General features: G+C 45.3%; 25 protein-coding genes. 21 read left to right on the forward strand and 4 right to left on the reverse strand.

What is annotated here, in order from left to right; translation table 11 throughout:
* Window positions 1-201 precede the first annotated feature (201 nt).
* From F458_RS20355 to F458_RS18905, 7 genes are all read left to right on the forward strand, one after another.
* On the forward strand, window positions 202-321 hold the full coding sequence (locus tag F458_RS20355; RefSeq protein WP_018981770.1) for a class IIb bacteriocin, lactobin A/cerein 7B family: 120 nt from the start codon (window positions 202-204) through the stop codon (window positions 319-321).
* A gap of 707 nt (window positions 322-1,028) precedes the next feature.
* Window positions 1,029-1,418, forward strand: coding sequence for a rolling circle replication-associated protein (locus F458_RS18895; RefSeq protein ID WP_026294434.1), 390 nt, complete (start codon window positions 1,029-1,031; stop codon window positions 1,416-1,418).
* 1,020 nt (window positions 1,419-2,438) lie between these two features.
* Window positions 2,439-3,503: a tyrosine-type recombinase/integrase gene (locus tag F458_RS0102370; protein WP_040610064.1), complete on the forward strand. Its 1,065-nt coding sequence runs from the start codon at window positions 2,439-2,441 to the stop codon at window positions 3,501-3,503.
* A 73-nt stretch (window positions 3,504-3,576) separates the two neighbouring features.
* Window positions 3,577-4,107, forward strand: a complete 531-nt coding sequence (locus F458_RS18900; protein WP_018981774.1) for a DUF421 domain-containing protein — start codon at window positions 3,577-3,579, stop codon at window positions 4,105-4,107.
* Window positions 4,108-4,187: 80 nt separating this feature from the next.
* Window positions 4,188-4,994 carry an EAL domain-containing protein gene (locus F458_RS0102380; protein ID WP_018981775.1) on the forward strand — a complete coding sequence of 269 codons (807 nt, stop codon included), beginning with the start codon at window positions 4,188-4,190 and terminating at the stop codon, window positions 4,992-4,994.
* A gap of 85 nt (window positions 4,995-5,079) precedes the next feature.
* Window positions 5,080-6,327, forward strand: a complete 1,248-nt coding sequence (locus F458_RS0102385) for a DUF945 family protein (protein ID WP_018981776.1) — start codon at window positions 5,080-5,082, stop codon at window positions 6,325-6,327.
* Between the two features lie 133 nt (window positions 6,328-6,460).
* On the forward strand, window positions 6,461-6,817 hold the full coding sequence (locus F458_RS18905; RefSeq protein WP_018981777.1) for a hypothetical protein: 357 nt from the start codon (window positions 6,461-6,463) through the stop codon (window positions 6,815-6,817).
* A gap of 20 nt (window positions 6,818-6,837) precedes the next feature.
* Here F458_RS18905 and F458_RS0102395 read toward each other — a convergent pair whose 3' ends face one another.
* The 3 genes from F458_RS0102395 to F458_RS0102405 form a co-directional block, all read right to left on the reverse strand.
* Entirely contained in the window at window positions 6,838-7,197 is a 360-nt protein-coding gene (locus tag F458_RS0102395) for a diacylglycerol kinase (protein ID WP_018981778.1), read from the reverse strand.
* 84 nt (window positions 7,198-7,281) lie between these two features.
* Complete coding sequence (locus F458_RS0102400) at window positions 7,282-7,707, reverse strand: universal stress protein (RefSeq protein WP_018981779.1); 426 nt, start codon at window positions 7,705-7,707, stop codon at window positions 7,282-7,284.
* Between the two features lie 14 nt (window positions 7,708-7,721).
* Window positions 7,722-9,362: an FMN-binding glutamate synthase family protein gene (locus F458_RS0102405; RefSeq protein WP_018981780.1), complete on the reverse strand. Its 1,641-nt coding sequence runs from the start codon at window positions 9,360-9,362 to the stop codon at window positions 7,722-7,724.
* A gap of 249 nt (window positions 9,363-9,611) precedes the next feature.
* On the opposite strand from F458_RS0102405, the gene F458_RS0102410 reads away from it, so the two are divergent.
* The 4 genes from F458_RS0102410 to bfr (F458_RS0102425) all read left to right on the forward strand — a co-directional run bounded on the left by F458_RS0102410 (window position 9,612) and on the right by bfr (F458_RS0102425) (window position 13,259).
* Window positions 9,612-10,559, forward strand: a complete 948-nt coding sequence (locus F458_RS0102410) for an alpha/beta fold hydrolase (protein WP_018981781.1) — start codon at window positions 9,612-9,614, stop codon at window positions 10,557-10,559.
* A 45-nt stretch (window positions 10,560-10,604) separates the two neighbouring features.
* Entirely contained in the window at window positions 10,605-12,197 is a 1,593-nt protein-coding gene (locus F458_RS0102415) for a cation:proton antiporter family protein (RefSeq protein ID WP_018981782.1), read from the forward strand.
* A gap of 118 nt (window positions 12,198-12,315) precedes the next feature.
* Window positions 12,316-12,792 (forward strand): bacterioferritin, encoded by a 477-nt coding sequence (gene bfr / locus F458_RS0102420; RefSeq protein ID WP_018981783.1) that lies wholly within the window; start codon window positions 12,316-12,318, stop codon window positions 12,790-12,792.
* Entirely contained in the window at window positions 12,792-13,259 is a 468-nt protein-coding gene (gene bfr / locus F458_RS0102425; protein WP_018981784.1) for a bacterioferritin, read from the forward strand. Before bfr (F458_RS0102420) ends, bfr (F458_RS0102425) begins: the two co-directional genes overlap by 1 nt.
* Here bfr (F458_RS0102425) and F458_RS0102430 read toward each other — a convergent pair whose 3' ends face one another.
* A complete protein-coding gene (locus F458_RS0102430) occupies window positions 13,260-13,697 on the reverse strand; it encodes a hypothetical protein (protein ID WP_018981785.1) in 438 nt (145 codons plus the stop codon).
* Between the two features lie 186 nt (window positions 13,698-13,883).
* Here F458_RS0102430 and ccoN point away from each other — a divergent pair, with 186 nt between their 5' ends.
* From ccoN to uspE, 10 genes are all read left to right on the forward strand, one after another.
* The gene (ccoN, locus tag F458_RS0102435) at window positions 13,884-15,317 is read left to right on the forward strand and encodes a cytochrome-c oxidase, cbb3-type subunit I (RefSeq protein WP_018981786.1); all 1,434 of its coding nucleotides are present in this window, start codon (window positions 13,884-13,886) and stop codon (window positions 15,315-15,317) included.
* A 14-nt stretch (window positions 15,318-15,331) separates the two neighbouring features.
* Window positions 15,332-15,940: a cytochrome-c oxidase, cbb3-type subunit II gene (ccoO, locus tag F458_RS0102440; RefSeq protein WP_018981787.1), complete on the forward strand. Its 609-nt coding sequence runs from the start codon at window positions 15,332-15,334 to the stop codon at window positions 15,938-15,940.
* Window position 15,941: 1 nt separating this feature from the next.
* Window positions 15,942-16,115, forward strand: a complete 174-nt coding sequence (locus F458_RS0102445; RefSeq protein ID WP_018981788.1) for a cbb3-type cytochrome oxidase subunit 3 — start codon at window positions 15,942-15,944, stop codon at window positions 16,113-16,115.
* Between the two features lie 4 nt (window positions 16,116-16,119).
* Window positions 16,120-17,085 carry a cytochrome-c oxidase, cbb3-type subunit III gene (gene ccoP / locus F458_RS0102450; protein ID WP_026294436.1) on the forward strand — a complete coding sequence of 322 codons (966 nt, stop codon included), beginning with the start codon at window positions 16,120-16,122 and terminating at the stop codon, window positions 17,083-17,085.
* A gap of 113 nt (window positions 17,086-17,198) precedes the next feature.
* Complete coding sequence (locus F458_RS0102455; RefSeq protein ID WP_018981790.1) at window positions 17,199-17,678, forward strand: FixH family protein; 480 nt, start codon at window positions 17,199-17,201, stop codon at window positions 17,676-17,678.
* Window positions 17,678-20,053 carry a heavy metal translocating P-type ATPase gene (locus F458_RS0102460; protein WP_018981791.1) on the forward strand — a complete coding sequence of 792 codons (2,376 nt, stop codon included), beginning with the start codon at window positions 17,678-17,680 and terminating at the stop codon, window positions 20,051-20,053. Before F458_RS0102455 ends, F458_RS0102460 begins: the two co-directional genes overlap by 1 nt.
* A 6-nt stretch (window positions 20,054-20,059) precedes the next feature.
* Window positions 20,060-20,251, forward strand: coding sequence for a cbb3-type cytochrome oxidase assembly protein CcoS (gene ccoS / locus F458_RS0102465; protein ID WP_018981792.1), 192 nt, complete (start codon window positions 20,060-20,062; stop codon window positions 20,249-20,251).
* Complete coding sequence (locus F458_RS0102470; protein ID WP_018981793.1) at window positions 20,244-20,924, forward strand: sulfite exporter TauE/SafE family protein; 681 nt, start codon at window positions 20,244-20,246, stop codon at window positions 20,922-20,924. The genes ccoS and F458_RS0102470 overlap by 8 nt, the downstream gene beginning before the upstream one ends.
* Window positions 20,925-20,937: 13 nt before the next feature.
* The gene (gene fnr / locus F458_RS0102475) at window positions 20,938-21,672 is read left to right on the forward strand and encodes a fumarate/nitrate reduction transcriptional regulator Fnr (protein WP_018981794.1); all 735 of its coding nucleotides are present in this window, start codon (window positions 20,938-20,940) and stop codon (window positions 21,670-21,672) included.
* 84 nt (window positions 21,673-21,756) lie between these two features.
* Entirely contained in the window at window positions 21,757-22,683 is a 927-nt protein-coding gene (gene uspE / locus F458_RS0102480) for a universal stress protein UspE (protein ID WP_018981795.1), read from the forward strand.
* Window positions 22,684-22,728 lie beyond the last annotated feature (45 nt).

A 22,728-nucleotide genomic window follows, 5' to 3' on the forward strand; every position in this document is an offset into this window, starting at 1 on the left:
GCCTCCAGCCTTGCCGAGCAAAACTGGAAAGTTTTAATTCTGTATTGTGTTAAAGGGGGAGTGGACAGAACCCTTAGCAGTTTAAAGCAAGCGTAAGGCCGTATTCTGGACCAAAGTGCAGTTTACCTATTTTGATAAGTGACTAAGATTAGTTCGTCACAAGAAATGAATGACAGTTTATCAATCAAAAGGAATTACTTGATGAAAGAGTTAACAAAATCAGATATCCAGGATGTCAGCGGTGGAATAGCTCCCTGGGCCATCATAGTCGGTATTGGCGCTTACGGATCCGCATTGGAAACAGCGTGGACATTTGGTTAAGGGTTAGGTTCAGGTCTCTATGACGCATTTCATCCATAAACTATATACTGGAGAAAAAAATGAGAGATTTGAACTTTACTGAGTTACAAAATTTTTCAGGTGCTGGTGCAGTAGACAGTTTCGGCTACGGCGTTGGATATACCATAGGTAGTGGCATACGAGAGCTAAACAATTTCGGTTATTAACTAGGTGGTGCAATCTATAATTGGTCGCATCCATAAATATAGTAAGTTAAGTTAGATATTATGAAAAAAAAATTTACTTACAGTCTCAGAGCTATCGCGTGCATACCCATTTTAGGAGCGCTGGCTGAAGCTTTTTTTCATGCATACAGTCAGGATGTCTTTCTATTTTCGACAAATTCATTTCTCTCGGCTATGGTCATGTGTCAACTTTACGCATTTATTGAAGTTTACATCTTGAATCACAATAAAAATGAAATTGTTGGCAATTAAGTTATAGATTGAGCACCGGTCGATGAAGATCGATTGGTGTTTTTTGCATTTGCCGCCGTTTACTAAGGCAAAGTGATCTCCAACACATAGGTCATCAGAATAGCCATCGCACAGCTGATTTTGTAGGCGTTGCCTTTAAAGGAATCTTCGAAGAATTTATGACTTGATGGAGAAAACAACTGCAGCGCATTTTCCAGCATAACACTGAAATAAAGCAACTCAGCGGCAGACCGATAAAAATCGAAGTCCGATATGTCTGGGTTGCTGAGCTACTTAAAAGCGGCGATGTTCTCAATAAAGTTCAAATCTCTCATTTCATTCCCAGATTATCTTCTAGTGCTTTGGCTACCGATTGGTATCACGTTGCCAAAACCGGACAAGCAAGGTTGGTGGCCACATGGCATGACTCGTATTGAATGGGTTAAACGGCCAGTCGCTTATCTGGCTAAATATCTGTCCAAAGACGATGTCGATGCATTCCCAAAAGGCTGTCGAATTATGGGCTGTGGCGGTTTATCTGAGCCGGCCAGAAATGAACGTTGTTGGTGGTTGATGCCAACCTGGGTAAAAGACATCGCCAGCATCGAGGACAAAACCTCGGCGCGCAATCGGTGGAGGGATTGTGCTGAAAAGCTCAGGTGAAATTGTGCCGTCGCCTTGGAAGGTGCGCATTACCAACATCGGGATCTTCATTATTAAACAGTGATAGCGAATGCGAAGAACGACGCGGCATGCCGTGAGGGCTCGCCGCGACGGACTGAAGCAGACGCGTCACGCAATAGCAGACCCAAACACCCATAACGCATAATACTTAACTGCGCATAATACTTAACTGCGCATAATGTATATTATGTTAAATAGAGTATTATAATGTATATAGCTATCTGGTAAGGCACTGTGGACACTGCGCCCGACAGCTCATGTAATAATTTGGTATAGCACTTTACTGGCTTTGTCATAGCAAGGTTGTCACAACTCTCATTTTACTTTTAGTCATCACTATTGATTCAAGCGCTTAAAACGCAGCTTTTATCAAAAATAATTCGTTGCTTGGCCTGGCGACATTAGCGATTTAGTGAGTTATTGCCTTTATCGCTCCATCCTTTAATTCTTCTTTAGAGACTTCGCTATCTAGCCCACAGGCTTCTCACCTGATTTAATAAGTAAATTTTTGAGTTATCAGCAACTCGTGTACAGAAAAATCGAATGCGTGTATTGCCGTGAATTTCTCTCAGATTGAACGCACGGTCGCCTTAATCCTGTGCGTGAAGACAAGCTAAATGTTTGTAGCGCAGTTATCTGAATCACAGGCCGGTTAACAATAAATCGCGAATGTATTGGAGGTGTCGAATGTTCCTTAACATCATTCGGTACTAAGTAAGGCACATTGTCTTAATGTTAGTGCAACGATAGCCATACGATGCCAAGCACCTTTAATGCGCCAAAGTAATATCTTGCATATACGCTTGCAGCCCTTTATTTCTGCGGCATTTTAAACGTATCAATAAATTTCAGATAATTAAAAAAACATAAACCAGTGTATATATATACACATTTATGAGATTCATTTATACTTGACGATCAATTTGAGATCTATCACGCATGATAATTCCAGTTATCATGCGTGATAGAATTATTTTCCTTATAAATCATTACTTTATTATGAAACTCCCAATTGCCAATGCTGCGTCCTTTACCAGTGAGTATCGTCATGCCGTAAATCAGTATTTCAACGAAATATTCACTCGTTTGCCCAAAAACACTCAGCGTGCCTACATCAGTGACTTCAATGAGTTTGTAATTTTTTGTAAGCAGTCTGGCTTACCGGGATTTACCGTTTCGTTTGAGAACAACGAAAACTGTGTAAAACGTTATGTAGAGATGCTGTGCGAATCACCGCTAGCTTACCGAACGATAAAACGCCGGCTCAGTGCGTTAAGCAAATTTTTACGTATCGCCAAGCTCCCCAACCCCATCATTCAGTCTGTCTATTTGAAAGATTTTGTCCGGCTGTCACTGGCTGAGAATGAAAAATATCAGTTTAGCCGACATCAGGCGGTACCGCTGACATTGGATTTACTGGAACAAATTAATGATCGTGTTATTCCTGATACACTTTTGGAAATGCGGGATTTGGCGATGGTGAATCTGATGTTTGATGCCCTATTACGGGCTGATGAGATTGTCCGTGTTTGTGTTGAAGATCTCGATAAACGCAATAACGCCCTACTCGTTTTAACCTCAAAAACTGATCAGTCAGGTAAGGGGCAATACCGTTACATTTCTCAGGCAACACTCGACATGATTGATGAGTATGTTAATGAAGCAAACTATGACAAACAACATCAGTGCGAGCGCTCTATGGATGATCCAAGAAGAATTAATAAAGGGATTCTGTTCAGACGCTTATCTAACAAAGGACACGCACTCCTTCCTTATGATGAGGCTAACCAGGGTAAACAAGCCAATAAGTTGGAATACTCCAGCATCTATCGTATATGGAAGCGTATCGCCGGACATGCTCAGATAAAAGAAAATATTACCCCACACAGTGGTCGGGTTGGCGCGGCTGTGTCACTGGCTGAGCACGGTGCAACACTTCCAGAGATGCAACTTGCAGGCGGCTGGCGTTCACCGGAAATGCCTGGTCATTATGGTCAGCAGGCATCGGTAAGCAAGGGTGGAATGGCTAAACTGATTAAGAACAAAAACAAGCCGCGACGATAAAACGTTAACTCAGTTTAATCTACGGAATAAGTTGCTACGTAAGGGAAAGAAACGTTTTTGTTGCGAACTAGACATGATTTTTTTTCAAAACTGGGATGAACTGGCGCGAGTGGCAATAAGCACCGTGCTTATTTATATGTTATGTGTCGGTATGGTTTCTGTGTTCGGAAAGCGGGCCAGTGCCAAAATGAACAATTTTGACTGGATAGTGACAGTGGCCATGGGTTCAATGCTCGGCTCATCGGTATTATTTAAAAAAGTGGTTGTTCTGGAGCTTTTTCTGGCGCTTTTCCTGCTACTTGCACTGCAATTTTCTTTCAATAAACTCTCCGTCTATTTTCTGACGTCACGTAAAACAATGAAGAAGTCCCCTGCTCTGCTTTATTTTAGTGGAGAATATGTTGAGCAAACGCTACAACGTGAGCGTGTTACCAAAGATGAGGTGCGCACAGGGATCCGAAGTCAGGGGTTAATCGATGAGAATGACGTGAGTGCCGTTATTTTGGAACCCAACGGCGAGCTGAGTATTATACCTGCAAGTCAGCACAGAGCTGATGACCGTGACGATAAAGCAATCGAAGATGTTGTTAAACATGATCATTAATTTTCATCTGAGCACTTGCAATAATACATTTTTGTTGCAAACTTACAGGACCTGTAGTTCAGAGTTGTAACAGTGTATTTATGAAGTTCGAAAATGTCTCGGCTAAAAACCTCCCTATTTTTGTGGTTGAAGAAAATGCCCGCGAATTATCTTGTACTGGTTGTCGGAATGGCAAGATGCTTGATTTTGATTTCACCATGGCGTTTCAGCCGCTGGTTGACTTAGATGCAGGCAAGGTTTTCAGCTATGAAGCGCTGGTTAGAGGACTCGATAATGCGCCAGCCGGGACAATTATAAGTAAGGTTAACGCTGAAAACATTTACAAATTTGATCAAACCTGCAGGGTTAAGGCCATTGCACTGGCTGCTGAGAAAAAGCCTGACACAAATTTGAATATCAACTTCTTACCTGGCGCTGTGTACAGGCCACATATATGTATCCGCACCACCCTGATTGCTGCAGAAAACTATGGTTTCCCGCCACAAAATATTACGTTTGAACTGGTTGAGACAGACCACGTCAGTGATATCAATCATCTTAAAGAGGTTATCAACTACTATCAGAAGATTGGATTTTCTACCGCTATCGATGATTTTGGCTCAGGATACGCTAATCTTGATTGGCTGGCCGAGCTGTCACCGGATAAAATCAAGATAGACATGTCCCTGATCAGAGGCATCAACGAACATCGCAAGAAGCAAATTATCTTATCTACTATCAAGCATATGGCTGAACAGATGGATATTACTATTCTTGCAGAAGGCGTTGAAACAAAAGAAGAAAGAGATTATCTCTACGAGTTAGGCGTAACCAAGCAACAAGGTTATTTTTTCGGAAAACCCGCCTTTGAGGCATTTGAACCTGTAAACCCCGAACTTCTTCGGTAAACTAACCCTATAAATTAATGGACCTAAGGCGGTGTGAAAATAAAATACTGCCACAGGGAGGAAATACCAGGGAGTTAGTCAGGTAATGAATAAAAAAACAGTGCTCGTTCTTGCGGGGCTTAGTGTGGTAGCGGCAGGCGGTCAAATTTTTACGCAGTCGCGTTTTGAATCCTCACTCAATGATCAGATAGCGATTGCCAAGCAGACTTATCGCCCCCAGGGCATATTAATTAACAAGGAAAATATTGATAATAGTTTATTCGGGGCCAGGAACACGTTGAGTGTTACCCTTACCGATACCTATCTGAGTCAGTATAATCTTGCAGATTCAGCCCCTCTTTCGTTCACGCTAAATAGCGATTGCGCGTTTTATCCTTTTTATGTTGTCTGTGATTCTCAGGTTAGCTCTGATAGCGAACTGCTATCGACCATAGGCTCAGTAGGCCATGAAGCCAACTTTTCAGTAAATGTGCTGTTTAACAGCACAAGTGCAACACTTTCTTTTGATGAGTTTTCGGTTGAGGAAAATGACGGTACATTAACCATTTCCCCGCTGACGTTATTCTATGACGGTGACTTATCGATGAGCAGTGCAGAATTTCAGCTGAAGTGGAAAGGAATGAATTTATCAGGGTCTTCCAGTGGGACTGCTATTAATTTGCAGAATATGTACGTCAATAGCGAGATGACGCGCATTGCTGAGAATGTCTATGCCAGCGAAACGGAGCTGACGGTGGAAAGTTTGAATATTACCTCGGCCACTTACAATGCCAACTATCATATTGAAAATATCCGATCGATTACCGAAATTGAACAGGAAGACAGTGATACATTCGAAGCGGCGTACGCATTATTTATTGACCGGGTTAGTGCTCAAAACCAGACGAATGCTATTGAGAATTTTGCTTTAAACGTTAGTCTTGACAATATCAGCAGTCAAACGCTGCGCTTTATGAATCAAACCAGTGACGATAGCTCTTCAGCGCAAACTGATAAAGTATTGGCAGAGCTTGGTCAGTCATCTCATAACATTGCTGTTGAATCATTCCGTTTTGATATTGCAGATGCGCCATTTAAAAGTGAAGGGAACTTTACATTAGCTCCCTATGACGCGTCGGCTATTCAAAGCGCATCAGTCTTGCAGAAAATGACTGGTTCACTAAATCTGTATATTGGAAAATCCATTAATCAGGCATTTCCCATGGCAATGCCGGTTATCGAGCAGTATCTGGAACAAGGTTTGTTGACCGAAGAAGAGGATCAGTTCCAGGCGACTATCAGACTTAAGCAGGGATTGATTTCAGCCAATGATATTCCGTTGTATCAACTGTGACGTGTAAAGGTTCTGTTTAAACGCATGCCCAACGAGTAACAGCACAGCGAAAGCTGTGCTTTTTCGTGGTAAACAAAAACTGTTTACCACGCCTTTGCGTAGGAATGACATCGTCACTCAAAAGGAGTTTTAAATGAGCAATCAGATCAGCGAACATCATGCTAAGACACTTATTCAGGTAATAGACCAGTCGTCCAACTGGAAGCTTCATCCGGAAAAAAAACGGGCTTTTGCAAGTACAGATGAAGCACAAGAATATGTAGAGTCGCATAATGAGCCGTTATGCATCAGAGTCCCTATTGCAGGAACAGATGATCACCTCACGGTCAAAGTTACTTCCAGCGGTGAAGATATGGTATTTTCTAATGTAAGTTTTGAAGAGCCGATTGAAAAACAAGTCCATTCATCCCACCTAAAACTCATCTCCAGCACAGTCACAGAGATGCTCAATGAGCGACTGCCTGAAGGCACTAAGGTTTCTTCTTTTTAAAAGTGTTGAGCAGGGGCCGTTCAGGTAAGTAATATCGTGCCCCATATTGCCCCTGCCAATATCAGACTAACAAAAACAGCCGCCGAACCGATATCTTTCGCCTTTGCAATCAGCACATGGACTTCTGCGCTGACTCTGTCAGCTAATGCTTCGACCGCTGAATTTAGAAGCTCAGCAATAATGATTATAAATAAAGACTGTATCATTAATAGCCGTTCTACCAGGGTGACTTCCAGCCAAAACGTGATGGGGATAAGCAGTGCCGTTGCTGCTAACTCTTGTCTGATAGCAGCTTCACTGGCAAAAGCCGCCTTCAATCCTTTGAATGAGTAGAGAGTAGCGAAATATAGCCTTACAAATCCGGTGCTTTTTGTTTTCATTAGCGCGGCATTACCTGTTGTTTTTATCGCCAATTTGCATGACAACTATGACAGAGGAATGAAATCTGCTCAACAGTGGGCGTTTCAATGCATCTTCACCGTAAGCACGTCTATTTCGCTACGCTGAATAACAGCATTAGCCACAGAGCCTAGTAACCTGAATACACCAGAGCTACTGTGAGCACCTAAAATAACTAAGTCGGCCGAACATGCCTTGGCAAGGCAGTGAAGTTCATCGGCTACACTACCCACTGCAGTGTGAATCGTGGTGTTTTTCGCTGGTAGTGATTGGGCGATCTGAATAAGCTTTTTCTCCGCCTGCACCCTTACCTCTTCAGAAAAGTCTCTTTCAAGATAACCACCGTACGGGGCAATACTATGTTGGGGCTGAACCACATAAGCCACGTGTATCTTAGTATCCTGGCTGCAAACGCGAAGGGCCCGGTCGATCACTGCATTGACATCGTTGAAGACATCCACTGCTACCAGAATACTTGTGTAACCGCTCATGATCCCCCCCTATGTCAGCAAACAGACTTTGTTTCATGGTCAATATCAGCCAGGAGGCTGGCTGGCATAAAGCTTTGTGCGCTTGCTTCTATAACGTGCAGTTTGAACGCTTCAGGCAATTGTTTCTCATTTTCTGTTAACAAACTGCCCCGTTTAACTAAAGGGAATATTTCATCATAGCGTTTTACACTTTGTTGATTAACGCGCCTGAAAATATGAGTTCGGTTAAGGTCCGTAATTGACTGATGGCCGGTAGATGACAGCATATCCATTAGAGCGTGAACGGTCTTTTTATGATACTGGAACACTCGCACAGATTTATCAGCCAGATCAAGGCCTTTAGCAAGTCTGGGATCCTGGGTTGCTACTCCCGTTGGGCAGCGGTTTGTATTACAGGATAAAGATTGAACGCACCCCAGTGCCAACATCATGCCGCGAGCACTGTTGCAAATATCGGCGCCTAAGCTGAGGTTTTGCACAAGGTGAAACGCAGTAAATACTTTCCCTGATGCTATAAGCCGAATTTCATGTCGTAAATCAAAACCAATAAGAACATCATCGACAAAAGCCAGCGCTTCGCGCAATGGAAAACCTACCGAGTTGGTATATTCTAGAGGGGCGGCGCCGGTCCCTCCTTCGCCGCCATCCACAGTGATGAAGTCTGGCTTTATTCCGGTTTTCTTCATGGCTTTACAGATGGCAATAAATTCACTTTTCCGGCCCAGCGCCAGTTTAAAACCAATAGGTTTACCGTTACTTAGCGTTCTTAATTTCTGAATAAAATCCATCAATTCTAATGGTGTACCGAACGCAGTACGCCGAGGCGGTGAATCTACTTGAGTATGTGGCTCTACCCCGCGAATCCGGGCAATTTCCTCACTGTTTTTGTCTGCCGGCAGGATACCGCCGTGACCAGGCTTGGCGCCCTGGCTTAACTTTATTTCTATCATTTTGACCCGTGGGTGTCGGGCTTTTTCCTCGAATTCTAATTCATTGAAAGAGCCGTCTTTATTCCGACAGCCAAAGTAACCAGTCCCAATTTGCCATACTATGTCGCCACCATTATCGAGATGATAAGGGGTAAGACCGCCCTCGCCTGTATTATGATAAAACTTCCCCTTAGCCGCACCTCGATTCAACGCCGTTATGGCGTTGCTACTAAGACTGCCAAAGCTCATAGCCGAGATATTCAGAACGCTGGCCAGGTAGGGTTGCTCACAGGCTGAACCGCCGATCCATATTCTGGGATCCTCATCCATCTCTTTCACTCCCATCGCTGAAAGTGAGTGCGCAATCCACTCATAACCATCAGCGTAAGTATCCATCTGTGTCCCGAATGGCATACTATCCAGAGAATCTTTTGCCCGCTTATATACGATGCCACGGAACATCCGGTGGATGGGACGGCCCTCGGTCTCACTCTCGAGCAAATACTGCTGAACATATGGACGTAATCCTTCCACCGTCCAACGGACCCGACCCACTAGGGGGAAATTTTTTAAAATCGAATGGCGTGATTGGGTAATGTCTCTTAAGACAAATATGGTAAGGGTAGTGGTTAGCAATAAAAACCACCAGGCAGGAGGCCACAGAAAACCTAAAGCGATATTGATAATGAGCGTGGTGAAGATAAAAACAAGAATGGAGTTTCTCATAAACGCTTAGTTTAACAATTTACAGCTAATATGAAATGTATCTTGTATGAGATCATTATGAGATGCGGTAATGTTTCGCGCCCCTCATTACAAATTACTATTTCCATGTTGTCAGCTTTCATCGATGTCAGCCATATGGTAAAAAGAAGTATCTTAAAAGTCGCGTTTCAATATCGATTTTATTGAGAAATCATATTTTTAAGCAGGCTTATGGTATTATAAATTCGTTTATCAGGGTCACCATCAGGCATGTGGATTTTACTCGCCTTTATTATATTACTTGGCTTTGTTTACTGGTACACCTATCCCCGGCTCGGGGAAGTTCTGCTGGTCGCCTATCAAAAACGCGCAATGCAACAGGCGCGATTAGTGCGACGGCGGTATTCGATAAACGGAATAAGCTTGAGCGTTCTGGAAACCGAAGGCACACGGGATAAACGCAAACCTCTACTTATGATGGTACATGGTTTTGCCGGCGATAATAATATCTGGCTTTCACTGGCTGCGCTGTTTAAAGATGAATATCATATTGTTATCCCGGATTTACCAGGCCACGGCCACACCGGGTTTTCACCGGAATGGCACTATAAAGTGAGTGATCACGGAAAGTTACTAACAGCGCTTGTCTGGCGTATGGGTTACCAAAAAGCGACATTAATTGGCAATTCTATGGGAGGGTATGTCGCTGCGTGGATGGCAAAGCATCAGGCAAGTGCGGTCGCTTCTTCTATTTTGTTGTGCCCTGCCGGTATGCCCTCTAAAACAAAAAGTCGGCTGGATATCATGCTGGATAAGGGGCAAAATCCTTTTTTCATCACCAGGCGGCGGGGTTATCATCGTTTGTTATCTATGGCGATGGCCAGTGGCCCATATATTCCCGGTATTGTTAAAGATGTGCTAGCCGATCAGCATATCGCCAGAGTTAGCGAGTATCAGCAGGTTTTCGATGACTTTGTTTCGTCTGGGTACATTGATGAAAAGGAACTGGCCAGTACGACCACCCCCGTACTGGTAATTTGGGGAGGCCGCGACGGGCTGTTGGATGTTACTGCATTAGATAATTGGGTCCACTGCCTAAACTGTGATTGGGAAATATTTCATGATGTAGGCCATATGCCTATGGCAGAAGCTCCCGGCCGCACCTACCAACGTATCCAGCATTTTCTAAATGCAAAAAAACAGCGTCAGGCTGCCTGACATTTTAAGAACGCTATACCCGAGTAGTAGGGATTTTTCTTCGTTATGGATTATATATTTCTTCTGTTTGCATTTATCTGCGGACTGACAGTTAAACTTGCAGGTATTCCCCCCCTGGTGGGTTATCTGGCTGCAGGATTTATCTTAAACGCACTGGGCTTTACTGCCTCTGACGAACTTCAGGATATCGCCAGTCTTGGTATAACCATCATGCTGTTTACCATTGGCCTGAAACTCAATGTAAAAGATCTTAGCCGGCGTGAGGTATGGGCAGGCAGCATTTCCCATACATTAATCTGGGTGGGCGTGGTTGCAGGTATTTTATATGGTATCGCCGGACTGCTAACGAGTCTCACCGGCCCTCTAGATTTTCAAAGCGCTGCACTAATTGCCTTTGCCCTGAGTTTTTCCAGTACTGTATGTGTGGTTAAGATTTTGGAGGAAGCTGGTGAAGGCAAGACCCGGCATGGCCGGCTGGCAATTGGCGTTCTGGTTATGCAGGACGTATTTGCAGTGGTCTTTATGGTCGCCGCTACAGGCAAACTTCCGTCAGTGTGGGCTTTAGCGTTACTGTTAGTTTTTCCGGCGCTACCATTACTCAACCGCATTCTCGATCGTTCTGGTCACGGCGAATTGTTACCTTTAACCGGCTTTATCCTGGCATTGGGGGCGTATCAAGTCTTTGAACTGGTAAGTATCAAAGGTGATTTGGGGGCGTTGCTTATTGGTATGTTGCTGTCCAGACATTCTAAGGCCACCGAACTGTCAAAATCACTGTTAGCGTTTAAAGACCTCTTTTTGATTGGCTTCTTTCTATCCATCGGGTTAACCGCCCTGCCCGACTTACCGATGCTGACCATGGCAGTGATAGTCTGTCTGTTCCTGCCCCTGAAGGCTTTTCTTTTCTTTGGCATCATGACCTTACTGCGGTTGCGCGCCCGTACCAGCTATCTAACGAGTCTGGTCCTTAGTAATTTCAGTGAATTCGGACTCATCGTCGGCTCGCTGGCGGTTTCCTTGGGGCTGTTAGACGATAAGTGGCTGGTGGTACTGGCATTGAGTGTTTCAATATCGTTCGTTATTACCAGTTTGCTGTATCGGAATTCGCACAGCCGGTATATCAAAATCAAAGAAAAACTCGCTTATTATGAGCGCAACAAACGCTTGCCAGGAGATATCTATCCAAGTATAGACGATGCCCAGTTTATGGTCATTGGCATGGGCCGGGTCGGAATGGGTGCATTTCAGTCGCTAAGCAAATTGGTTGATAGTCGGGTTGTGGGAATGGACGCTGACAGAGTAAAAATTCAGCGCTTAAAAGCCAACGGCATGAATGTTATCTGCGGAGATGGCGAAGATATCGATCTGTGGGACAATCTGGATATCTCTAATGCAAGACTTGTATTGCTGGCCCTTCCTTCCATTGAAGATGCAATTAATATCACCCGCCAATTAAAACATGCAGGTTACCAAGGGAAAGTCGCTGCGATAGCCCGGTATGAGGATGAGGTTAATCATCTGCTGGAAAATGGCGTAGATAAAGTTTTTAACTTTTTTACAGAGGCTGGATTGGGTTTTGCAGAGGAGAGTCTCGCATATGTTCATGCAAATCAGGACATTGTGGTACCGGCCAAATAGAAACAAAGAACAGGTTGATAATCATTCACATTTGTATGCTATTGTTTTTTAAAGTAATTTTGACTTTTTCCAGACTGAGCACTATACTCTGTGGCACATTCTCTATAAGGATTTTTCCATGCAAGGTGATCGGCAGGTCATAGCATCACTGAATGAGATTCTCACCAGTGAACTGACATCTATAAACCAATACTTTTTGCATGCCCGGATGTTCAAAAACTGGGGCATTCATAACTTAAACGAACGCAATTACAAAAAGTCTATAAAGGACATGAAACAGGCGGATGACCTGATTGAACGTATCCTGTTTCTCGAGGGATTACCCAATCTTCAGGCATTGGGCAAATTGTATATCGGTGAGACACCGGTTGAAATGATTGCCTGCGATACCAAATTTCAGCTGGAGCAACTTCCACTGATTAGGAATGGTATTGCTTTATGTGAACAAAAACAGGATTACGTCAGCCGGGATATTCTTGAAGCAATTCTTGAGTATGAGGAAGAACATCTGGATTGGCTGGAAACTCAGGAGTATCAAATAGACGCTATGGGTCTTGAAAATTATCTTCAGGCTCAGGTTAACGGAGACGACTAATGAAAGGCAATGCACAAATAGTATCAGCATTAAACGAGCTGCTTGCCTATGAGCTTGCGGCAATGGATCAGTATTTTATTCATTCTCAGATGTATCTGGACTGGGGACTTAATAAGCTTTATGAGCGAATCGATCATGAGTTTGATGACGAGCGGGGTCATGCTACCAAGCTGATTGAAAGAATGCTGTTTCTGGAAGGTACGCCTGATATGCAGACGCGAACTGGTTTCCAAGTTGGCGAGGATGTTCCTTCTATGCTCGAAAGTGATCTGCGCGTGGAATATGAAGTCGATGCCAAATTACGTGAGGTTATCGCTGTGTGCGAACGCGAAGGGGATTTTGTTACCCGGGGCATTCTGGTAGAGCTTCTGGATGATACAGAGATGGATCATGCACACTGGCTAGAACAACAGTTAAAACTAATCAAGATGCTGGGTTTATCAAACTACCTGCAGACGCAAATGTAATCAGCCTGCTGGAGCATCGAAGAAAATGGTTAGAGGGTCTTTGCGGTTCTCTAACCATATCACCATACGCCAGCGCATAGTTGGCTGACTACAACTTCCCAGCATAAACCAACCTTCAAGTTTTCTTCCCGCGTTGGCTTTGATAAACACGGGCACTTTTCCCATATACATATCGTCCCCCTCTAATAAAATATCCTCAACAATAACGTCTTTAGGGACCCGTAATTCAAATCCGATTTGTTCCTCGGCACGGGGCGGATTGTTAAAAGTAATATGGACATCACCTGCCGCTACTGTTAAATCGCAACGCTGATTTGCCATTGTACAGCTGTTAGTCGATGAGGTTTGTGATGAAAGGTAGAGCCATACTGCCGCTATAACCACAACAGCAACCCCGAAAATTATCGCTAACTTTGTCAAACTACTTTGTTTTTTCATAAACTTTCTGTAATTACTACTTTGCTATTAATTTAGTATGCTTATTTATTGACATGAATCAATCCTGGCGATGATGTGCTATCTTTTTGTATCCAAAAACATTATCATCGCGGTGCAATTGACCAAACCGGGCACAACTTGCACAACAACTGAGCCTGTGTACATCGAAGTGGAAGATTCAATAAAATGAGTGAGATAAGCCAAGCACAACCGACTTACAACTATAAGGTTGTTCGTCAGTTCACTATCATGACCATCATTTGGGGAATCATAGGTATGGGGCTGGGTGTCTTTATTGCTGCCCAATTGTTTGCTCCTGCACTAAATTTTGACGTTCCCTGGCTAACCTTTTCCCGTTTGCGTCCACTGCATACTAATGCGGTGATTTTTGCGTTCGGGGGCAGTGCCTTGTTTGCCACATCCTATTACGTGGTTCAGCGAACCTCTCAGGTACGCGTTTTTTCAGACAAGCTCGCCGCCTTTACATTTTGGGGCTGGCAAGCAGTTATCGTTGCTGCGATTATAACGCTTCCACTTGGTATGACGTCTTCAAAAGAATACGCTGAACTTGAATGGCCTATTGATATTCTGATTGCACTGGTTTGGATCGCTTATACGATCAACTTTTTCGGTACTATCGTCATCCGTAAAGTCTCTCACATCTATGTGGCCAACTGGTTTTACGGTGCATTTATCCTGACGGTGCTGGTATTGCATATTGGTAACAGTATGGCTATACCAGTCTCGTTTACAAAGTCTTACTCGCTCTATGCCGGCGCGGTGGACGCAATGATGCAATGGTGGTATGGACACAATGCTGTAGGCTTTTTCCTGACCGCAGGTTTTCTGGGGATGATGTATTACTTTGTGCCTAAGCAAGCCGGCCGCCCGGTCTATTCATATCGCTTATCCATTATCCACTTCTGGGCGCTTATATCCCTTTATATCTGGGCCGGCCCTCACCATTTGCACTACACTGCCCTACCTGACTGGACCCAATCGTTAGGTATGGTGATGTCAATCATTCTTTTTGTACCCTCTTGGGGCGGCATGATAAACGGCATCATGACATTGTCGGGAGCCTGGCATAAACTCAGAACCGATCCTGTACTACGCTTTTTGGTGGTGTCTCTGACCTTCTACGGTATGTCGACATTTGAAGGTCCGATGATGGCAATCAAGACGGTAAATGCGTTATCACACTACACCGACTGGACCATCGGACATGTTCATTCCGGAGCATTAGGCTGGGTAGCCATGGTGTCTATCGGTTCGGTTTATCATCTTATCCCACATCTGTTCGGACAGCGCGCTATGTACAGTACTCGTCTGGTTAATGTGCATTTCTGGCTGGCTACTATTGGCGTCGTCCTATATATCGTAGCGATGTGGTTCTCGGGGGTATTACAAGGGTTGATGTGGCGCGCAGTAAACGCTGACGGCACCCTGACTTACAGCTTCGTAGAGTCGCTGGAAGCTTCTAAGCCTTATTATGTTGTGCGCTTTATCGGGGGCTGTTTTGTCGTCGTCGGAATGCTGGTAATGGCCTATAATGCTTACCGGACAATTCGGGCACCTAAAGGTAGTATCGCCGCTGACCCGGCCACGCAGCCAGCATAAGAAGGAGTTGTCAGGTGAAAAGAAATTTACACGAAATTGTTGAAAAAAATGTTGGGCTGCTCACGATTCTCATTCTGGTAGCTATTAGCTTTGGCGCTATGGTGCAAATTACACCCTTGATGTTTCAGCAGCAAGTTATGGAGCCGGTGGAAGGGTTGACGCCCTACACTGCTCTGCAACTCGAGGGACGCGACATCTATATCCGTGAAGGCTGTGTAGGCTGCCATTCACAAATGATTCGCCCTTTCCGCGCTGAGACCGAGCGGTATGGTCACTATAGTGTTGCCGGTGAGTCAGTTTGGGAACATCCCTTTTTGTGGGGGTCTAAACGGACCGGACCAGACTTAGCCCGAGTGGGTGGTCGTTACAGCGATGCATGGCATATTGCACATCTGAGAAACCCACGGGACGTGGTTCCCGAGTCCAACATGCCGGGTTTTCCATGGTTGCTTGAAAATACATTAAGCGGTGAAGATACCGCAGCAAAAATGGAAATATTCAGAGATTTCGGCGTACCCTACACCGATGAAGATATTGCTGGTGCTAAAAAAGCCGTTCAGGGAAAAACAGAAATGGAAGCGCTTGTGGCCTATCTGCAATCACTGGGAACACATCTGAAATAATATGAATCAGGGTTTAATTGGCACTATTTTTACAATTGTTGTTTTTATTTGTTTCGCCGGCGTAGTCTGGTGGGCGTTTAGCGGTCGGAATAAAAAGAAATTCGATGACGCTGCGAACCTGCCCTTTGCAGATGAAGACAAAGAGCGCATAAAAAAAGATAAGCGGGAGTCTTGAGCTCATGAGCACGTTTTGGACAATATGGATCTCAGTGATCACTTTAGGAAGCATCATTGGGTGTTTCGTTCTGCTTCGTTGGTGTCTGACGAATTTTACCGGCGTTGAAGAAGGTAAAAGTATGGGCCACGAGTTTGATGGTATTGAGGAAGTAAACAACCCTCTGCCAAAATGGTGGACCATCTTATTTTACGTCACTATTGTTTTCGGCCTTATATATCTGGTTCTTTATCCTGGTCTGGGCAGCTATAAAGGCTTGTGGGACTGGAAAAGCTCTAACCAGAATATTCAGTCGCTTGAAGAGTCTCGTCAGGCTCGACAAGATGCCATGGAAAGCGGAGACTACGTCCAGTATGACGTAGAGCTCACCAAAGCGGCAGAACGCTTTGATCCGATTTTTGAAGCCTTTGCACAGGTACCGGTAGAAGAACTGGCATTTGACGAGGATGCTGTCAAAGTAGGCCGACGACTGTTCTTGCAAAATTGTGCACAATGTCACGGTTCAGATGCCCGTGGTCAGAACGGGGGGTTTCCTAACCTTACCGATGACGACTGGTTATATGGCGGCAGCGGCGCAAAAATTAAAGAAACGCTTATTAATGGCCGTCAGGCGGCTATGCCAGCCTGGCTTGATGCAATGGGCGAACAAGGTATCGAAGAAGTTGTAGCTTACGTTCTCAGTTTAAGTGGACGTCAGGTTGATCAGCAGTTAGCGAATAAAGGCGAGGCTCGCTTTGCCGTATGCGCTGCCTGTCATGGTCAGGATGGGAAAGGTAATCAGGCGTTGGGTGCACCAAATCTTACAGATAACACTTGGCTGTATGGTGGTAGCAAGCGAGCTGTTACAGAAACACTTAAGTATGGACGTAATGGCGTCATGCCTTCGTTCAAGAAAACTCTTGGTGAAGACAAGATTCATGTTGTCGCGGCTTATGTTTATAGCCTTTCTAACCAGCCAGAATCTGAGTAATACTTTCATGCCCCGCGCCAGCGGGGCTTTAACCTTCTGTGATTTTGTCTGGCTCGCCGGCCCATGTTTTTCATTCTCAAACTCATACTTCGTTAATTTACGGGCAATATTAGATGGAAAAACCCTGGTACAAGCAATTCTGGCCCTGGTTTTTGATTGCAGTGCCAGCTATAACAATGATCATGAGTGGGGTTCTGCTCAACCTCGCTATATCCACTGAGGACAGCCTGGTTGTGGACAATTACTACAAACAGGGTAAAGCTATCAATGCCAGTCTGGCAAAAGAACATGAAGCCCGGCGCCGGAATATCTCCGCAGATGTTACTATTGACGATGGCGCTATTGCGTTACAATTCCACTCCGGTATTCCTCGCGATGGCCAGGCCATCCGCTTATCGTTTTATCATACTACTCAGCAAAGCAAAGATTTTTCAGTATTATTGAGCCGCGATGCCAGCGGAATGTACCGCGGTTTTAGTGAGAATATGGTAGCTGGAAAATGGCAAATGACGCTTGAGCCTATTAATTCAGACTGGAAAATAAGAAAACAGATATGGTTGCCCGCCAAACAAACTATCTCCCTTAAACCCTGATGCCAGCACAACCCTGCCAATGTTACCACTGCGGTGAGCCTAATGATCCGCGTCGCCCTTATACAGCAGATGTTCTTGGAGAAACTCGCCATTTTTGCTGTCCCGGATGTCAGGCTGTTGCAGAGGCGATAGTTGAAAATGGTTTACAGGACTACTACCAGTTTCGCACAGAAAAAGCGGAACAGGCGCAGCCACCCGATGAAGAACTGCTGTCACGATTAAATATGTACGATGATCCTCAGTTGCAGGAGGATTTTGTCATTTCCAGTGATAACGATAAAGAAATCCAGCTTACCGTGGAAGGTATTACCTGTGCTGCATGCGGTTGGCTTATCGAAAAGCAACTGTCACGAGTAAACGGCGTCCGTCAGGTTTCAGTGAATGTGGCCCAGCGTCGAGCCTGGATTAGGTGGTCAGGAGAGCACACCAGTCTGAGCGCATTAATAAAGCGTCTCGGGCAGATCGGTTATAAAGGTTTTCCCTTCCAGGCTGATGAACACGAGGCCTCTTATGCTGCCGAGCAAAAACAGTTTATAAAGAAACTTGGCCTTGCTGGTCTTATGACTATGCAGGTAATGATGTTAATGGCGGCTATGTATTTTGACCTGCTGGACAATATGTCGGCGCAAATGGAACAATATTTTCACGGCGTCGCTTTAATTCTCACCACGCCAGTGGTCTTCTATTCCGGGTCTGCCTTCTATCTGGGCGCATTTAAAGCATTACAGGCAAAAACAGTCAATATGGATGTGCCGGTTACAATAGCTATCGGTGTGACCTATTTTGCTGGTTTAAAAGCGACATTTAGTGGGAATGGAGAAGTGTATTTTGAGTCCATCTGTATGTTTGTGTTCTTGTTGTTGCTTAGTCGTTTTGCTGAGCACCGAAGCCGGCACAGGGCCATGCAAATATCTTCCAATATGCTTCAGTACATTCCTATGACAGCCACTGTTTGTGATAACGGGGGTTATCATAGCTGTCTGGCGAAGCGCCTTAAAACAGGCCAGACAGTAATGGTCAAAGCGGGTGAAGTCATTCCTGTTGACGGAGTGATCTGTGAGGGGCGCACCCATGTCGATGAGTCAATGTTAACCGGTGAGTTTACACCGGTTGGCAAAGATACTGGCGACAACGTTTATGGCGGTACGCTCAATCACCGGGATACAGTTCTGATCACGGTAACCAAAGCCTTAAAATACTCTCTGGTCAACCAAATACTTCGCCTGCAGAGTCAGGCAATGGCGACCCGCCCCCGCCTGGCCCGGGCGGCAGATCAACTTTCCCAATACTTTGTGACTGCTGTTCTGTTAATTGCCGGAGTTACTTACTGGTACTGGTCTGAGCATCAACCGGACGAGGCAATCTGGATCACTGTTGCGGTATTGGTTGCTACCTGCCCCTGCGCGCTTGGTCTGGCAACACCGACAGCGCTCACCTGTGCGGTGGCTAGCCTTAATCGACAAGGTGTACTGGTAAAACGGGCTGATGTACTTGAGTCTGCGGCCGCGTGCTCAATATTGGGGCTGGATAAGACCGGGACGCTAACCAATGGTAAATTTTCTGTGGTGGATTGTTGGTATCATTCTCACTGGAATAAGACGGATATCCTGAGGGCGATGGCAACTCTAGAATCACGTTCCGAGCACCCTATTGCCAGCCTGTTCGACCGAAACGATATCCTGCCTCTGAGTGATTTCAATATTGTGCCAGGTTTTGGTATCAAAGGCACGGTGGATGGAAAGACTTACCGGGCAGGCTCACGTCTGTTTTTCTCTTGTGCGTTGCCTGACCTGGCTTTTGAAGCAAACATTTATTTATCCTGCGACGAGGAAATTATTGCCGCCTGGAAAATCAGCGACACTATCAAACCAGGCGTTAAAGATGTTTTGAGGTCTTTCAGCGGGCTCAAGAAAGTTATTTTAAGTGGTGATACTCAGGCCAGTGTGTCTGAAGTGGCAGAGCAACTGGATATCGACCACTATTACTTTCAGCAAACGCCCGAGCAGAAGCTTAATACTGTTAAACAGTTTCAATTTGATAAACACAAATTTATGATGCTCGGTGACGGTATAAATGATGCCCCCGTACTAGCCGGGGCTGATGTGTCCGTTGCAGTGGGCAATGCAACGGATATCGCTAAGTCTTCTGCCGATATTGTCCTTTTATCTCCCCGGCTTGATACCCTGGCAAATGTCGTGGCACTGGCCCGGCGCACAACATCGGTGATCAGGCAAAACATGGTCTGGGCACTAGCCTATAACCTGTTGATTCTGCCTCTGGCAATCAGCGGCATGCTGGCCCCATGGATGGCCGTGATCGGAATGTCAATAAGTAGTATCATCGTAGTATTCAATTCAACCCGATTGCTCAGGTAGTTATATATGTCTATCCTCTATGTGCTTATTCCCCTGGCAATAATTATCGTAGCAATTGCCATCGGAGTCTTCTTCTGGGCTGTGCGCAGTAATCAGTTCGAAGATCTCGACCGACAGGGTTACAGTATTTTGTTTGATGATGACCTGCCGCCTGAAGAAAAAAAACTTGCTGATGAACGTAAGAAAATGAATGAATGAGCTTACTGCCTTATCAGCATTTCTTATCGGTCTGGCAGGTGGCCTGCACTGTCTGGGTATGTGTGGGGGGATTGCTTCTGCCCTGCGTCTGGCCGTCCCCGCTGATGCTAGCCACTGGCCTTATACCCTAAGCTACAACGCCGGTCGGATTTTTAGTTATACTGTCGCAGGTGCTGTGGCCGGTGGCATTGGTCAGATGTCGTCGGAATACGTGCCGTTTACCGGCCCATTGCTCGCTCTGTTAAGTGGGTTTATGCTGCTAGCCATGGCTGCATATCTGGGGCGTTGGTGGATGGGGCTGACCAGACTTGAACACGCGGGACAGGTGGTGTGGCGGCGCATCCAACCGCTATCAAAAAAATTCATCCCGTTTTCCTCCCCCCTGGCGTCGTTGCCCTACGGCATAATATGGGGGTGGCTGCCTTGCGGCCTGGTGTACTCCACATTAACATGGGCTTTAGCCAGTGGCGGCGCCATTGAAGGTGCTCAGGTAATGCTCTGTTTCGGGCTTGGCACGTTACCGGCACTGATTGCCACAAGTCTGGGGGCTCACTGGTTAGTAACAACCCTCCGGCAACCAGCGGTGCGACAAAGTGTCGCCGTATTACTGGCACTATTTGCGGCAACATTGTTGTACAATGGGTTTCGTATGTTATTTATGATTTTAAACTGATAAGGAAGCAGTTATGGCGACCCCGTCTGATTTTTCTATTCATTGTCAAAACTGTAGTTTTAGTCATCTTTGTTTGCCGGTTGCGTTGAACAAAACCGAGGTAGAATCACTGGATGACATCATAGAGCGCAAAAAGCCTCTGCACAAAAATGATGTTCTGATTCAGGCTGGTGACAAATTTCATGCCTTATTTGCAGTTCGATCAGGTTCCTTCAAGTCTTTCATCAGTGACAGCGATGGGGAGGAACAGATTGTGGCATTTCACTTACCGGGTGACATTATTGGTTTTGACGGCCTTCGTGCGCAGGAACATCAGATTTATACCAAGGCGCTGGAAACCGCCATGGTATGCGAACTGCCTTATGAAACGCTGGACGAGATGTCAGTCAATTTTCCTAAGTTGCGTCGGCAAATCATGAGTTTCATGAGCGCTGAGATTAAACATGATCACGAAATGATGCTGTTATTAAATCGCCGCACCGCTGAAGAAAAGCTGATCTATTTCATTGCTCGGCTGTCGGCTCGATTCGAAGAGCGTGGTTATTCACACCGTCAGTTTAATCTTTCCATGACAAGAAATGAAATCGGTAATTATCTGGGCTTAACCGTTGAGACTATCAGCCGCTTGCTCACCCGTTTTCAAAAGGAAGGTATCATCGAAGTCTCCGGTAAACTGATTACCATACTCGACTTTACGCGTATCGAAGAGAAAATGCAGGGCATTTCTCTGACGTCTGCTTGCCGTTGATTTTTTGATTTAAAACAAGGCTGCACCGGTTTCTACAGGCTACACTCAATGTAGTAGTGTTGAAAATGATGCCGGGAGGCCGCTTTGATTAATTATACTTCAATACTGGTCGTCATTGATAACGACCTGGATACGCAACCGGCTTTATCCAGAGCCCTGGAACTGGCTTCGAAAACCAGTGCGGCTATTACCGCCCTAATGGTTGCCTATGATTTTTCCTACGAAATGACCACCATGCTATCCCCCGGTGAGCGCGATGCTATGCGCACCGCAGTTATTAAAGAGCGGACCCAGTGGGTTGAAGATTTGATTGCACAATACGATCGAAACATTGAGATCGAAGTGGTAGTCAAATGGCAGAGCCGGCCCTTTGAAGCGATTATTCGTACTGCCATGGCGCACCATGCGGACATTATTATAAAAGCCAGTCAGACGTCTGATGATTTAGCTTCTGTGATTTTTACGCCCACCGACTGGCATTTGATGCGTAAAGCACCGATGCCTGTTCTGATGGTTAAAGAACATGCCTGGCCGCCCCAGGGCAATATACTGGCCGCCGTTAATGTTGGCACCGAAGATAAAGAACATGCTCAGCTCAACGAAAAGCTGACAGAGATAGCTAAGGATTATGCTAAATTGATAACTGGTAATGTGCACCTTATAAACGCTTATCCGAGGGCACCAATAAGTATCGCTATAGAAATTCCCGAATTTGATACAGAGGCTTACCATGAGTCGGTAAAAGAACATCATGAACAGGAAATGGCAGCACACGCGAAAAAATTTGCAGTGGATATTCAGCGTTGTCATGTAGAAGAAGGTTTGCCTGAAGATGTGGTGGCCCGGAAAGCCTGTGAACTGGACGCTGAACTGGTGGTTATCGGCACCGTTGGGCGCGCTGGTCTCTCAGCTGCTTTTATTGGTAATACTGCCGAGCACGTTATAGATCGGCTTCATTGCGATGTTCTGGCCGTTAAACCTGATGGCTTTGAGTCACCGATGCAATCTTAAAGGATGTGTTAAAAAATTGCCGTTCAGGATGACGAAGGGGCCTGT

The sequence above is a fragment of the Salinimonas chungwhensis DSM 16280 genome (assembly GCF_000378185.1).
GTDB classification, from domain to species: Bacteria; Pseudomonadota; Gammaproteobacteria; order Enterobacterales; family Alteromonadaceae; genus Alteromonas; species Alteromonas chungwhensis.

Bases quoted from the DNA above. Each gene is read 5' to 3' on its own strand.
- bfr (WP_018981783.1), top strand. From the start codon at position 12,316: ATGCAAGGTGATCGGCAGGTCATAGCATCACTGAATGAGATTCTCACC.
- F458_RS20355 (WP_018981770.1), top strand. From the start codon at position 202: ATGAAAGAGTTAACAAAATCAGATATCCAGGATGTCAGCGGTGGAATA.
- F458_RS18895 (WP_026294434.1), top strand. From the start codon at position 1,029: ATGTCTGGGTTGCTGAGCTACTTAAAAGCGGCGATGTTCTCAATAAAG.
- F458_RS0102400 (WP_018981779.1), bottom strand. From the start codon at position 7,707: ATGAGCGGTTACACAAGTATTCTGGTAGCAGTGGATGTCTTCAACGAT.
- fnr (WP_018981794.1), top strand. From the start codon at position 20,938: ATGGCGACCCCGTCTGATTTTTCTATTCATTGTCAAAACTGTAGTTTT.
- F458_RS18900 (WP_018981774.1), top strand. From the start codon at position 3,577: ATGATTTTTTTTCAAAACTGGGATGAACTGGCGCGAGTGGCAATAAGC.
- F458_RS0102405 (WP_018981780.1), bottom strand. From the start codon at position 9,362: ATGAGAAACTCCATTCTTGTTTTTATCTTCACCACGCTCATTATCAAT.
- F458_RS0102385 (WP_018981776.1), top strand. From the start codon at position 5,080: ATGAATAAAAAAACAGTGCTCGTTCTTGCGGGGCTTAGTGTGGTAGCG.
- F458_RS0102380 (WP_018981775.1), top strand. From the start codon at position 4,188: ATGAAGTTCGAAAATGTCTCGGCTAAAAACCTCCCTATTTTTGTGGTT.
- F458_RS0102415 (WP_018981782.1), top strand. From the start codon at position 10,605: ATGGATTATATATTTCTTCTGTTTGCATTTATCTGCGGACTGACAGTT.
- bfr (WP_018981784.1), top strand. From the start codon at position 12,792: ATGAAAGGCAATGCACAAATAGTATCAGCATTAAACGAGCTGCTTGCC.
- ccoP (WP_026294436.1), top strand. From the start codon at position 16,120: ATGAGCACGTTTTGGACAATATGGATCTCAGTGATCACTTTAGGAAGC.
- ccoS (WP_018981792.1), top strand. From the start codon at position 20,060: ATGTCTATCCTCTATGTGCTTATTCCCCTGGCAATAATTATCGTAGCA.
- F458_RS0102460 (WP_018981791.1), top strand. From the start codon at position 17,678: ATGCCAGCACAACCCTGCCAATGTTACCACTGCGGTGAGCCTAATGAT.
- F458_RS0102445 (WP_018981788.1), top strand. From the start codon at position 15,942: ATGAATCAGGGTTTAATTGGCACTATTTTTACAATTGTTGTTTTTATT.
- F458_RS0102455 (WP_018981790.1), top strand. From the start codon at position 17,199: ATGGAAAAACCCTGGTACAAGCAATTCTGGCCCTGGTTTTTGATTGCA.
- F458_RS0102370 (WP_040610064.1), top strand. From the start codon at position 2,439: ATGAAACTCCCAATTGCCAATGCTGCGTCCTTTACCAGTGAGTATCGT.
- F458_RS0102430 (WP_018981785.1), bottom strand. From the start codon at position 13,697: ATGAAAAAACAAAGTAGTTTGACAAAGTTAGCGATAATTTTCGGGGTT.
- F458_RS0102470 (WP_018981793.1), top strand. From the start codon at position 20,244: ATGAATGAGCTTACTGCCTTATCAGCATTTCTTATCGGTCTGGCAGGT.
- F458_RS18905 (WP_018981777.1), top strand. From the start codon at position 6,461: ATGAGCAATCAGATCAGCGAACATCATGCTAAGACACTTATTCAGGTA.
- ccoN (WP_018981786.1), top strand. From the start codon at position 13,884: ATGAGTGAGATAAGCCAAGCACAACCGACTTACAACTATAAGGTTGTT.
- F458_RS0102395 (WP_018981778.1), bottom strand. From the start codon at position 7,197: ATGAAAACAAAAAGCACCGGATTTGTAAGGCTATATTTCGCTACTCTC.
- F458_RS0102410 (WP_018981781.1), top strand. From the start codon at position 9,612: ATGTGGATTTTACTCGCCTTTATTATATTACTTGGCTTTGTTTACTGG.